Here is a 13,266-nt window from a genome sequence, read left to right as displayed (position 1 = left end):
TCTATAATCATGAACGGCCCCACGGATCCCTCGACGGATTAACACCGTCGAGATGCTGGGAACGCTGGAGTGCAGAGAACCAATTAGCTATCGCATAGCCGCTGGACTGCTAACAGGGGCCCAATCACATCAGCAAAAAATACATAAAGACTGGTGACGAGTCGCTACTGAAATCGGCTCGAAAAGCGATTTCAAAAGCTGACATTTTGGTCTTCGGAGGAGCCCCTCTCTTCAATTACAGGTATCAGTCCTTCTATCGTAGAACTATTCGAACGGTGGAGCTGGCACAAGAATATGAGGTTCCGACTCTATTTTCGAGCATCGGCGTCGAGCCTTATTCCGACGACGACTATCGTTCTCAGGCACTTAAGCAGGCTCTGAACCTTCCCGTTGTTAAACAGATAACCACCCGGGATGATTTGCCTTCAGTAGCGAAATACGTTGCAGGAACGCAAATTTCTACAGGTCTAGTCGCTGACCCAGTGGTATTTGCCGATAAGGTGTTCGAAAATATCGTCGGACAGTCGGAGAGCAACCCGAAGGGCACCAAGTCAACGATTGGACTTGTGGTCACTCGTGCTGGAATCTTTGCAGACAATGGCATCGACTTTTCGGAGGACGACCAGCGCCAGTTCTGGCTGGGTGTGATTGAGCTATTGCGTGAGCGCCAATACGGCTATCGGCTTTTCACCACTGGGCATTTCACAGATGAAATCTTCCTCGATTCGTTAGTGCGTGAGCATGGGGTGCCCGCCAAGAACGTGAGATTCACGGTGAATTCTCCCGACGAACTGATTGAGGAACTGCGAGCATGCGATGCTGTGATCGCTTATCGGCTGCATGCCAGCATAACGTCGTTCGCTCTTGGGGTCCCCTCGGTTGGTCTCTCTTGGAACTTCAAAGTACCTGAATTCTACAAAGAAATCGGATATGCCGATCGAGCTATTTCCTCTGACAATTGGTCGCCCCGCCACGTAGTTGCGGTCATGGAGAATGCGCTGGCCGACGGTGTGACGAAGGACAGTAGCTACCTGTACAGCGTGTACAAGTCTTTGTTCGATGGTTTGAAGGATGTTCTGACGCCAGACGGCGAAGCAGTTCCATATTCTTTGAATGAGGTCTACGACGCGCTTCCTCGGTATCCAATGACTTCGCTACCCGAGTATCGCGCGAAGGTGCAGCGCAAACTCCGGCGTTCCTATGACTTCTATGCGAACAAATCCAAATCCAATCAGTGGCGACCATCGATTCAGGATGGGTTAATTCTTCGAATTGGACGGCGAATCAAGCGCGCGCTAAGCAATTCAATTCGCTAATGGCGGCGCCACCACTCCCGAGAAGAAAATCTTAGTATCGAGTTGCACCAATGAGTGGATGGCATACCGTCTGGCATGCACTTGAGAAGTTTGACTTGCGGCGGTAGTTGGATTTCATCGGCTCTTGAGACTTCATTCAGCGGAACTTGCTGCGGAGCCGGCGATACATTTTTGCCACTAGTTTTCGTCGTCGAGTGCCATGCGGCAAAAGATAAGCCTCAACCTTCGCCGAGGGTGCTCGCAACTCTGGAGTAGGTGCCCTCCAGTGGTTCGCAGTAGTGACGGGCCCCTTGGTCGCTAGGTGTGCGAGAGCCAACTCGCTGTTTGACAAACCCGCAGCGAGAAAGACTCTGTTGAACGTCGCGTCGTCTAGTCGTCTGCGATATTCGAAGGCGAATATCTTCCTTAGTGTTACGTTCTTTGCCAGCAGAGCTCTCGCAGCCTCGAAGTTCAGATAGTACTGGGTGCAGAACTCTTTGTATGTCGCACGATCATCCGGCAGTAACACGGGTTGCTCGGCTTCATAAGAGAAGGTGGAGATGGCGTCACCGAAACCCTTGATTCGTTTCATGAAATCTTTGTCGATTGGTGATTGACGTTCAATGATCAGAACTGTCTGCTCGAGCGGGGACGCTGCGGAACTCAAGAGTGACTCAAGGAAACTATTGGCTAGTGGGCCAGGTGTCAGTTCGCCAGCCCAGAATGCCGCAGTTGGTCGCTCGTCATGAGCGTATCGAGTATCGAATCGCGAGGCGCCTTCTTCTTCAAGCAGGAACTCTACTGCTCGTTTAGAAGCGTGCCCATCATCGTGTGGACAGAAACGTTCCGTTGCCGATTTGTATCTATCACCCTGAAGCGGCTGGGCTGAAAAATCGTGCTCCGGGCGGTACTGGATAAGCTCCGCGGACACATTCGCTATGGTGCTTGCAAGCTCCTGTCTGGTGACGGCGACGGCGCCGGGCAGCTCGTCTTTGGAGAGGTTGATCCCGCGTGTGCGGGCATATTCGTCGAGGTCGTAAAGATAGTGAATGATCGGCTTGCCGGTGGGGAGGAAATCAAAAAATATGCTGGAGAAGTCGGTTATGAGGACGTCAACGACAGATAGAAGGTCATTAGAGCTGATCTCGTGAGGTGGGATAATCACGTCACTGAGTTCGTCTCCGACCGATGCATCCTTTATCAGACGGTCCATTCGGTGGTGGCCCCGATATAGTAACTGAATGTCAGGTCGCACCATCGTCTTTAAGTCATCTACAAGTTGATCGGAGTCCACGACATCTTTGTCTTTCTCCGAGCGCCAAGTTGGCGCATAGAGCACAGTAGGTCGGTAGTCCCCGTCGGAGTTTAGGCCCAGTATTTCACGCAGTCGTAATTTAAAATCGGCATCGGCATTGATTGTGCGATCAACCCTGGGATATCCAATCTCAGCGATGGTGGCGTTGGAAACTCCTTTCATGGAGTATGCCGAGATGATCTTGTCCGTGGTGAAACGGCCAGGTGTGAGAATATGTGTTGCTTTCGTGAAGGTAGCATTGCCGCCCGGTGAACCGAACCGTGCCTTCGGCGTGTTTCTTCCGAGGGCCTTGTACGGGATGCCGTGCCACGTGTTCAGATATTTCTGGTCCGTTCGGCGTGCAAAAAATGCTGGCAGAGTTGCATTGCAGATCACGTAACCAGCAGACGCTATGAAATAGGTGTAGGAACGTGTATTTCGGCGAGCGAACACTACATTAGGGGAATCGATGTAATCCGCTGGGATGCTGCCTTGTGCGTCTATAGACCATACGTGTAGGAACTCGCCGTGCTCTGGATGTTCCCTGAGATACTCAAAAATTCCGTATGGGTTGTCGCCCATGCGGGCACCAGACATAGATTCATAGAAGATGACGTTTTTGTTGACCGTCGTCTTTGCGCTGTCGTCCAAATACTGTTGTCGGACACCGGTCGATTTGGCACCTCTGCCGAGCGACTTCTCCCAAAATTCATGGGTCTCTACCTCAGAGCTCAAATTTGCACTCTTCAAAGCGCCGTGAAGTAGAGATTTTTCCTGGGTCATTCGGTGGAGTCCTTTCGCCTAGTCGAACCTTCCCGAGTATAACGGGTTGCAGACCGCTAGATTCCGATGTTGCTTGGAAGCGAACCTGTTCTTGAGCTTGGCAATTCTTCCTTTCACCGGCTGCCGCGCTTGTTGGGGCTCAATGTTTCGCCACTTGGCAACGAAGACTACGGCAGAAATGGCATTGACGGGGAGATGCGGGATCGGCGCTCCGTCTTCGAACACCATCTTGCGAGGGTCCAAGTGGCTCGCCTTGGTGTCTCTTTCTGCCAGAGTCTTATCGCTTAGATACCAGAACCATCGCTTGTCGACACGGAACCTCAGGGTCCAACCAGCGAGATGATGTGTCGGAGTCTGAAACTTGTTAGGAGCAATGCGCTCGAGGCCGGTGTTGGTATACCCCACCCATGGAGTGGAATATTCGATTGATCCGCTCCGTAGTTTCTTGACTTTGAGTGCTTGCGAATCTGAATCGGTGACACTGACTGAAGTTACTTCATTGTTATTGGCGAGGGCTCCACTGGGGAAGAGCGCAGGGTAGGTGATTTCTCGCTGTCGGGCAGTGTGCTTCCTGCTGGCTACTTCTGACGAAGCGTCGGAGGATTCTTCTGCTTGTTGCAGCGCCGTTGGGAGAAACTCCTCCGATTGTGATCGAAAGTCCAGCACGCGCGCCTGGGCTTGAGAGCACTCGATCGACTTGGAGAAGTCTGCAACGTCGTCGTCGGGTGCGAATTGTTGATTCGTGAGATCGAACTCAGGGAGAAAGTTTGGCGCCTTGTTGCCGTTGCGTTTGCCAACGAAGAAGAGCTTCTCAAAGATCAGCGAGAAGCAACAGCCAGGAAACGAATTTGTGAATACAGCATCAGCATGAGAAATGTTGCCGAGCCACTCTTCGGCTGAGACGTCGTAGCGGGGAACATGTTTGACACCGGGGTCAGTGACTTTCCCATATCTCATTGGGCGGTCGGAAAGTTCCACGATGGTGAGATCGTTGGCTTTGGCGTACTCGACTGCCTTTGCGACGGTGTCTGTCGACCGCTCCATCACGTAGTAGAGGAGTAGATACCGTTGTTCGTTAGGTGGGACCGCGATCTTCCTCCAGGAATCTTGCCCGTGCAATAGCACTGGATCGATGACTGTCGGTATGGTTCTTCCAGTGTTCTCTTCAATGGACTGACCGAAGTCTCGTTCTCGAGCACTCATTGACTCAATGTCTTCGAGGTACTCGAAGAAGGCGTTGGATAACTCTGGTTCAAAGCCAGGCTTCGCGCCCCTGCTTGGTGCATAAGCGATCTTAGGCTTTCCCTCGAACGCTTTGCTGCCGAGCATGAAACCGCGATCGAATGAATAGTCGGGCGTCCATGGTTGCCAGATGTCATCTGTCACGCAGATGTGACAGTCCATTCCAGGGTCTTCGATCTCAAGTAAGTCTGAGCCGTATTCTTCTTCAGTGAAGCCCAGGTGTTGAGAAATGAATGATTCAAATTTGTCGTACCGGAGCTTGCGTTCTTCGGTGAGCGCTCGATACCCCATCGCCAGCTCAGCCCATTTTCTCGCGGCGGTGTTCCTGTCTTTGACGGCGGCGGGTGTGCTTGCATTGGCCGCGATGGCTGTTCGGTACTTGGCTTCAGTGAATTTTGCCGGTTCCCGGAGATCCATCCCATCAAATGTGATTGGCTTGCAATCGATGAACGTCGAGTCATAGTCCTTGTTCGTCAGGTACTGCTGGAACGCATAGGCATGCAAGTTGCAGGCGAAATTGAGGTAGTTCGCGTAACGGTTGATCCCGATGAGGCCTATTTTCATGGATCACGAGATTGCTTCAACTGAACCATCAGCTTATATGGGGGCACATCCAGAATGTCGGAATGCCACATCGAAATCCAAAGTGCATGGGAATGAGCCTCTAGGCATGGATGGGCCCGCGCAATTTTGCTGAGCCGAGAATTACCCGGGGGTTCCGCCAACATCACGAAAAACTAACAAACTCACTAGTAACCATTGCCATAATCGCAACAACTGTGCAGAATGTAGTGGTGGTTGAGACGAGCAATGGTGCAGGCAACAGCCAGGACTCCCTGGTGAGCCGCGTTCGTGACGCCATCAAATCTGCTGGCATCAACCACAGTGAAGTCGCCCGAAGCATCGGCATCGAACCAAGCAAACTCTCCAAGTCCCTGGCGGGAACGCGTAACTTTCGGGTCGAGGAGATTTCGAGCATCGCCTCTCTGACCAACGTCAGTACTGATTGGCTCACGACCGGGCGATCGGCCCAACCGCCTCGGCGACGCACTGTTCCACACTTCCACCGCGACACAGGAGACGAGCGGGCCAGTGCTGACTCCCGAACGCGCGCCAGCGGGGGACCGGGTGCGCAATCCGGGTCTGCACACGCCGCCGACTCGTTTGATCTGCCCGAGACACTGCCTAACCCGGCGAATCACGCGGCAGGGGAGTGGATGTCGAAGGGCAAACGCAATCGACACAAGATCGTCGCCGCCGCCTGGGAGCTCTACGCCGACCTGGGCGTCGACAATGTGCGTACGGAAGACGTCGCGCAGGCGAGTGGCCTGAGCACCTCGGCGGTCAACTATCACTTCCGATCAAAGGCGCAGCTGCTGCAGGCGACACTGCGCTTCACCCTCGACGTCCTCTCGGGTATCCGCGGGCTGACAGACCCTGGCGATCCCTTGAAGACTCTGCGCGAATTCGCTCGCGTCCACGCCGGAGTCAGCGACACGATCCGACGCGTCTGGTCCATCTGGGTCCAAAGCTGGGCACGAGCCGCCGTCGACGAGCACGCCCGAGCCACCCTCACCGAGGTGTACTCGGAATGGTTCGAGATGTTCGCCTCCGTCGTCCTCGCCGGCCAGAAGGTCGGAACGATCCGCACCGGTGACACCATCCTCATGGCCAAGGGCCTGAGCATCTTCATTGACGGGCTCGGCATCGCCCGCAGCACCGGCCAGATGGACATCACCGATGCCGAAGCGCTGCAGATGCTCGATGACTATCTCAGCGAACACATCGCGGCCACCGGACGTGACCAGGTTCTGGCCGCAGCGGACCCACATGGCGCCCAGACAATTGACCGAGCCGTACCGCACCCGCAGGAAGAAGGCACATGAGCACACCGAATCGAAGACAAGCGCTGGGGGCGGGGCTCTCGATATCCGCGCTCGCAGGCTTGAGTGCCTGTGGCGGCGGCAGCACCGTCGGTGCCGCCGACGCAGGGAAACCAGTCAAGGGCGGAAGCCTGCGCGTAGGAGTCACCGGTGGCAACTCCGCTGACACCGTCGACGCCCACATCCCCGTCAACAGCGGCGACGTCTGCCGTGCGGTGAACCTGTACAACGCGCTCTACGGGTGGGACGACGATTCCAAGGTTGTTCCACTGCTTGCCGAGTCCTTTGTGTCCAACCCGGACGCCACCGTGTGGACGTGCACCTTGAAGAAGGGCATCAAGTTCTCCAACGGCAAACCGATCACCCCCGAGGACGTGATCTTCACCTTCAAGAGGATCACCGATCCAGATGATCCCAAGACCGCGGCCGCGAACTTCTCCATGCTCGACAAGGTCGTCGCCAAGGATGAGCGCACCGTGGAGTTCCATCTCAGTGAAGCCAACGGTCTGTTCAAGGACGCCGTGGCAGAATACACCGCGGCGATCGTTCCGGTTGATTACGACCCGAAGAACCCGGTGTGCTCAGGGCCGTTCAAGCTCAAGTCGTTCACCCCGGCCCAGTCGACGGTCATCGTGCCCAATGAGCACTACTTCAACTACGACAATATGTACCTCGACGAGGTTCAACTGCTGAACTTCAACGACTCAGATGCCCTCATCAACGCCCTGCTCTCCACCCAGGTCGACGCGATCGCACAAATCCCGGTGGCCCTGGTCGAGGTCATCGACGCCGATGAGCGCATGGCCATCCTCAACTCCGAAACAGGCATGTGGCTGCCCCTGACCATGCGCGTGGACAAGGCACCCTTCGACGATGTGAAGGTGCGCCAGGCCTTCCGCCTCGTCGTCGACCGGGAACAGATGATCGAACAGGTCCTCTCCGGTTTCGGTACTCTCGGCAACGACATGTTCGGGCCGCTGGGCGCCAACTACCCCAAGTTCCCGCAGCGCAAACAGGACATCCCCAAAGCCAAGAAGCTCCTCGCCGAGGCGGGCTTCCCCGATGGTCTCGACGTCGAGTTGGTCACCGCCCCCATCCAGTCAGGTGCCGTCGAATCCGCGCAGGTCTTCGCCCAGCAGGCCGCCGAGGCCGGCATCAGGGTCAAGATCCGCAGGGTCGACGCGACGACGTTCTTCGGTGACGAATACCTGCAGTGGGACTTCGCCCAGGACTTCTGGTACACCCGAGACTTCCTGCCGCAGGTCATCTCCTGTTCCCTGAAGGAGTCACCATTCAACGAAACCCACTGGGACGACCCCGCCTTCAACAAGATCTTCGACAAGGTCCGCGGCATTCCCAAGGTTGAGAAGAGACGCGACGGCGAACACGAGCTGCAGAAGATGCTCTACGACGAAGGCGGCTACATCATCTGGGGATTCGCCAACCAGGTCGATGCCTTCCAGAAGTACGTCGGCGGGCTGGTCAAGAACTCCACCGGACGCCCCCTGGGCGGTTGGCGGTTCGACCGCGTATGGATTGGAAAGGTGTGACATGTTCGGAAAAGTCATCGGACGCAGGCTGATCTTCTCCGCCTTCATCCTCATCGCAGTCTCCCTCCTCGTCTTCGGCGCCACACTCCTCCTCCCCGGCGACGCGGCCCGAGCCATCCTCGGCCAACAGGCCACTCCGGAACGCATCGCCGCACTCAACGAACAGTTGGGCCTCAACCAACCCGCCTGGCAGCGCTACTTCTCGTGGCTGGGCGGCCTCTTCGTCGGTGACTTCGGCACCTCGACCGCGAGCGGCGGTTCGGTGGCGCAGTTGCTGAGCGATCGCATCGGCAACTCCTTCATCCTGATGGCTGCGGCCGCAATCATCTCGGTTCCGCTGGGCATCGGCTTGGGCGTCTACTCCGCTCTGCACCGCGGTGGTCGCCGAGATTCGGCACTGACGGGCATCAGCCTCGTCTTCGCGGCCATGCCCGAGTTCGTCATCGGCATCGGCCTGATCGCGATCTTCGCCACTTCTGTCTTCCAGATCCTGCCCGCGGTGACCCTGGCGCCACCGGGCGAACCTGTGTGGGGCCGACCCGAGCAGCTGATCTTGCCCACCGTGACCCTCATCCTCGTCGTCACCCCTTATATCGTGCGGATGATGCGAGCGACGATGATCGAAGTCCTCGATTCCGGTTTCGTGGAGATGGCTCGCCTCAAAGGTGTTCCCGAAACCCGTGTGATCCTCCGCCATGCGGTGCCTCATGCCCTGGGCCCCGTGGCGCAGGTCGTGGCGATCCAGTTGGCGTGGTTGGCCGGCGGCGTGGTCGTCGTCGAGTTCCTGTTCCGCTATCCGGGTCTGGGCCAGGCGCTCATCGACGCGGTGACCTACCGTGATGTGCAGGTCGTACAGGCGATCTCGATGCTCGTCGCCGCTGTCTACGTCGTGGTGAACCTGGCGGCCGATGTCGTCGGCATCCTCACCAACCCGAAGCTGAGGAGTGCAGCATGAGCACGAACACGAACAACCTCGACGACCTCAAATCTGCAGCGGTCGACGGTGGTGAGGTACCTAAGGAATCACAGACCACCTACACCCCGTTCTTCAAACGTGTGCTGGCACAGAAGCAGGGCAAGATCGGTCTGACGCTGACCATCATCGTCCTCCTCCTAGCCTTCTGCGGCCCCCTGCTGTTGCCCTGGGCCACCGGCAACACCGCGACCGAGTTCGTGGCGAAGCCCTTCAGCCCACACGGACTCTTCGGCTCGGACAACCTGGGCCGCGATGTGCTCTCCCGGTTCTTCGCCGGTGGGCTCACCCTCATCATCTATTCGGTGCTCGCCACAGCCCTGGGCATGATTCTGGGTGCGATCATCGGCATGCTCACCGCCTATGTAGGTGGAGCCTTCGACACGATCATCATGCGCCTCAACGATGTCATCCTCGCCGTCCCACAGCTGGTGTTCGCGCTGTTGGCGATCACCGTGCTTGGCCCGCAGGGGTGGGTGCTCGTGACCGTCATCGGCATCACTCACGCACCTCGCATCGCCCGCGTCGCGAGGTCGGCCACCCTCGGCGTCATCACCGAGGACTACATCCTCGCAGCAGAGATGTATGCGATGCCGCGGTGGAAGGTGCTGATGCGTGAGCTGCTGCCCAACATCACCGGCCCGCTCAGCGTTGAGGCCGGGCTGCGCCTGACCTACTCGATCGGCTACATCGCCTCGCTGTCCTTCCTGGGTCTCGGCCTGCAGCCGCCCGCGGCTGACTGGGGCCTGATGATCAACGAGAACCGGATTGCGCTGAGCATCCAACCTTGGGGCGTGCTGCTGCCGGTGATCGCCATCGCCCTGCTCACCATCGGCACCAACCTGCTCGCGGACTCCTTCGCCAGAGCCACCGCATCGACTTCCGTGGAGGCATGATGACCACCGAGACAACCACCGTCCACCACGATGACGCCAACGTCCCGAACGAGAAGATCGTCCTGCGCGTCTCCGATCTGAAGATCGCAACGACGTCCGGCAACGAGATCCTCCACGGAGTGAACTTCGCACTGAGCCGCGGTGAGATCCTGGGCCTCGTGGGGGAGTCGGGGTCGGGTAAGACCACTGCCGGCCTGGCCTGCATGGGCCACTTCCGTGAAGGCCTGAAATTCGCCTCCGGGTCCGTGAGCCTCTGGCCCCGCGGTGATGACACCGCCGTCGAGGTGGTCGAACTCGACGAGGTGGCTGTGCGGTCCCTGCGCGGGTCCCGTATCGCCTACATCCCGCAGGATCCCGCGCTCTCATTGAACCCTGCGATGCGGGTGGGGGAGCAGATCCGTGAGGTCCTCGACATCCACCAGTTCGGTGCCTCCGACGCCGAACGCACCGAACGAGTGGCAGCTGTACTCGTCGATGTCGGTCTCCCCGGAGACAAGGCCTATCAGAAGCGTTGGCCACACCAACTCTCCGGCGGTCAGCAGCAGCGCATCGGCATTGCCATGGCCTTCGCCATGTATCCCGATGTGCTCATCCTCGACGAACCCACCACCGGCCTCGATGTGTCCACGCAGGCCGTCGTCCTTGAGACGATCCGCCAGATGACGGTGGCGAACAATGTCGCCGGCCTCTACATCACCCACGACCTCGCGGTGATCAAGGACATCTCCGACCGGGTGGCCGTGATGCTGCGCGGTGACCTCGTCGAAGAGGGACCGGTCGCCTCTGTGCTCGAGAAACCTCAGCACGAGTACACGAAGATGCTCATGGCTGCCGTGCCCGACCTTGACGGGCGCAAGACCATCGGCGAAGGCGCCGCCGAGGACCCCGAACCGGAGCCTGCAGCGACGCATATCCTCATGTCGACGGGGCAGTCCGCGGACTCGTCGGGGTCATCGAACTCGGGCGGTTCGGGTGGTTCGGCCGCCTCGGCGAAGGGCTCCGCAACTGCGGCCGGTGCGATTGATGCTCCGCTTCTGCAGGTCACCGATGTGGCCTTGGCCTACGGGAAGGCGCAGATCCTTGACGGGATCAACATGGTCTTGGAACCTGGCGACTGCACGCTGCTGCTGGGGGAGTCCGGATCGGGCAAGACCACGCTCTCACGGTGCATCGCCGGACTCAACGACGACTACTCCGGTGCAGTGCGTCTGCGCGGGACGGAGCTCGCGAAGTCGACGCGCAAGCGCACGAACGAACAGCGTGTGGGCATCCAGTACGTGTTCCAGTCGCCGTTCTCCTCGCTCAATCCCAGGCGTTCGATCGGGCAATCGCTGACGGTGCCGTTGGAGATGAGCGGTGAGGGAACGGCGGCAAGTCGGAAGGCGCAGGTCGAAGAGGCCTTGGACGCTGTGCGTCTGGGCCGGTCGTTCTATCATCGTCGGCCGGGAGACCTCTCCGGCGGTGAGCGGCAGAGGGCTGCGATCGCCAGAGCGCTGGTCAACCAGCCGTCGGTGCTCGTCTGCGATGAGATCACCTCAGCGCTCGACGTCAGTGTGCAAGCCTCGATCGTCGGCCTGTTGCGGACTTTGCGCGAGGAGCACCACCTGGCGATGCTCTTTGTCACGCACAACATTGCGCTCTCACGTCACATCGCCGACAACCTCGCGGTGCTCAACAAGGGAGTCATCGTCGATTACGGTCCGACCGCCTCGGTGCTGGAGAATCCCACGCACGAGTACACGCGGACGCTGATCGCGGACGTGCCGAAGTTCTGAAGCGTCTGTGAGCTGCGCGGCGTTCTGGCGTCGCAGCACAGTCCCAGTCGGATAGCTCATGCTTGGACTAGGGCAGCCCCTCCCGCAGCTACGCCGGACCACCGGTGTACCTCACTCGGCTCAGATAACTGTGCCGGGTGCATGTCGGGTTCGATCAGCGGCCGGTACGGCGCCGGAATAACCGACGCGCTACTCGTCGTAAATACCCCGCGAGTCGAGTCGAAAAACGTCGCTTGATCTCTGTCTGAAGTTCTGCGTTCCGCTGAGTGAGTGACTCCACTTCTGATGAAAGTGACTCCACTTCTGATGAGAGGGAGTCAACCTTCTTTGTGAGCGTGCCCAACTTCGTGCGATTCTTGCGCCCTGATGTGAACTGCTTGAGGTAGGCCCTCTCAGCTTTCCCCAGTTTACGGCGAAGGTCGAACTCATCCGTATCAAGGATCTGCGACCTAGCCACCAGAGAGTCCGCGACTGACTGGAAGTCATACCTTTGTGCACAGGCGTTCGAATTGAGAACATGGGCGCCTAACGCCTCATGTATGTAGGCGTACGTGGACATCAGATAGGCCGTGTACTTGGGGTTATCTTCGGGCGCCGACCTTGCCTGATCGAGGATCTGGAATGTATGTTCAGCATCCCACTTATCGAATGGAAGCACGCGCTCCGGGTGTCCTATTGCCTCGTAGAAATGGGGAAGCTTGTCATTCCACTCCAGAGCGACAGTAGGAATGCCAAATGAGTAGGAGATGATCGAGGAATGCATACGTATGGATGCAATTTTTGATCGGGCCGCGATCGCCTGGACAACCTCTCGGGTCGTTTGCGGGAGGATGATTTGCTCATCTGAGAGACCGTGTTTCTCGGCGAAGAATCGCAAAGTATTGTTGTCTCCCAAGCTCCCATTCGTGTACAGCTTGGGGGTCATGCCGTGAGAATCTGCGAGAGTGACAAGGTCGGCCAGGTACGACATTTCCTGCGAGAGTCCCCAGTCGCGCTGGTTAGCCTTGAACAATCCGCCGCGGACTACATTGATCCCGATCGTGCCATCGGGAACGACGTCAGTCATTCCATAGACAAACTTGGTCCAAGTTGCCGGATCCGCAACCTGTCGCACCTCGAATGTTGCATCCTTGGTTACTTCCTGGAAAAGAGGTAGATTCTCGCGAACAGACAGAGCTCGGACACATTGCTTGTTCACGATCTTGGCTATAGCGTCGACTCGACCATCGTCGGCACCCATGTTGTTCAAGCCCATCGAGGAGAACACCACGGGAATCCCACGCTCGTCGGCTGTGGCGGTGATCTGGTCCATATACTCGTAGAATCCAAGATATGACTGACCGAAGAGCCCACCGCCGCAAAAGAAGATGGCATCACAGCGTTCGAGTTGAGATTTGTCGAAGCCCTTCAGCGACAGCGGAACGAGCTCGTAGTCGTCGGAGCTAAGGCCATAGTTCTCTAGAGCAACTTCGAGCAACGCGAGAAAACTGGTACCAATGAGGTTGTCGCCGAAATTGTCGTCGACATAGGACACTGTTGCAATTCGTAGTGACGAGGCCATGCGTTGGACACCTT

Annotated in this window: 9 protein-coding genes; 6 read left to right on the top strand and 3 right to left on the bottom strand. The window is 57.7% G+C overall.

The window, feature by feature from the left end; translation table 11 throughout:
* Window positions 1-128: 128 nt before the first annotated feature.
* Window positions 129-1,316, top strand: coding sequence for a polysaccharide pyruvyl transferase family protein (locus tag BSP239C_RS18770; RefSeq protein ID WP_101574867.1), 1,188 nt, complete (start codon window positions 129-131; stop codon window positions 1,314-1,316).
* Window positions 1,317-1,452: 136 nt separating this feature from the next.
* On the opposite strand, the gene BSP239C_RS18765 is transcribed toward BSP239C_RS18770, so the two are convergent.
* Both BSP239C_RS18765 and BSP239C_RS18760 read right to left on the bottom strand, forming a co-directional pair.
* Window positions 1,453-3,372 carry a CDP-glycerol glycerophosphotransferase family protein gene (locus BSP239C_RS18765; protein WP_101574866.1) on the bottom strand — a complete coding sequence of 640 codons (1,920 nt, stop codon included), beginning with the start codon at window positions 3,370-3,372 and terminating at the stop codon, window positions 1,453-1,455.
* Window positions 3,373-3,390: 18 nt separating this feature from the next.
* Entirely contained in the window at window positions 3,391-5,178 is a 1,788-nt protein-coding gene (locus BSP239C_RS18760) for a polysaccharide pyruvyl transferase family protein (protein ID WP_101574865.1), read from the bottom strand.
* Between the two features lie 230 nt (window positions 5,179-5,408).
* On the opposite strand from BSP239C_RS18760, the gene BSP239C_RS18755 reads away from it, so the two are divergent.
* From BSP239C_RS18755 to BSP239C_RS18735, 5 genes are read left to right on the top strand one after another with little or no spacing between them, the layout of a single operon-like run.
* Complete coding sequence (locus tag BSP239C_RS18755) at window positions 5,409-6,500, top strand: TetR family transcriptional regulator C-terminal domain-containing protein (RefSeq protein ID WP_257930289.1); 1,092 nt, start codon at window positions 5,409-5,411, stop codon at window positions 6,498-6,500.
* On the top strand, window positions 6,497-8,047 hold the full coding sequence (locus BSP239C_RS18750; RefSeq protein WP_101574864.1) for an ABC transporter substrate-binding protein: 1,551 nt from the start codon (window positions 6,497-6,499) through the stop codon (window positions 8,045-8,047). Before BSP239C_RS18755 ends, BSP239C_RS18750 begins: the two co-directional genes overlap by 4 nt.
* 1 nt (window position 8,048) lies before the next feature.
* Window positions 8,049-9,002 (top strand): ABC transporter permease, encoded by a 954-nt coding sequence (locus tag BSP239C_RS18745; RefSeq protein WP_101574863.1) that lies wholly within the window; start codon window positions 8,049-8,051, stop codon window positions 9,000-9,002.
* Window positions 8,999-9,916, top strand: a complete 918-nt coding sequence (locus BSP239C_RS18740; protein WP_219618930.1) for an ABC transporter permease — start codon at window positions 8,999-9,001, stop codon at window positions 9,914-9,916. Before BSP239C_RS18745 ends, BSP239C_RS18740 begins: the two co-directional genes overlap by 4 nt.
* On the top strand, window positions 9,916-11,691 hold the full coding sequence (locus BSP239C_RS18735; RefSeq protein ID WP_101574862.1) for an ABC transporter ATP-binding protein: 1,776 nt from the start codon (window positions 9,916-9,918) through the stop codon (window positions 11,689-11,691). Before BSP239C_RS18740 ends, BSP239C_RS18735 begins: the two co-directional genes overlap by 1 nt.
* Before the next feature lie 154 nt (window positions 11,692-11,845).
* On the opposite strand, the gene BSP239C_RS18730 is transcribed toward BSP239C_RS18735, so the two are convergent.
* Complete coding sequence (locus BSP239C_RS18730; RefSeq protein ID WP_101574861.1) at window positions 11,846-13,252, bottom strand: polysaccharide pyruvyl transferase family protein; 1,407 nt, start codon at window positions 13,250-13,252, stop codon at window positions 11,846-11,848.
* Window positions 13,253-13,266 lie beyond the last annotated feature (14 nt).

The sequence above is a fragment of the Brevibacterium sp. 239c genome (genome assembly GCF_900169365.1).
GTDB lineage: Bacteria > Actinomycetota > Actinomycetes > Actinomycetales > Brevibacteriaceae > Brevibacterium.
Note: the sequence above shows the minus strand (reverse complement) of the source record. Positions and strands in the feature narration are given on the sequence as shown.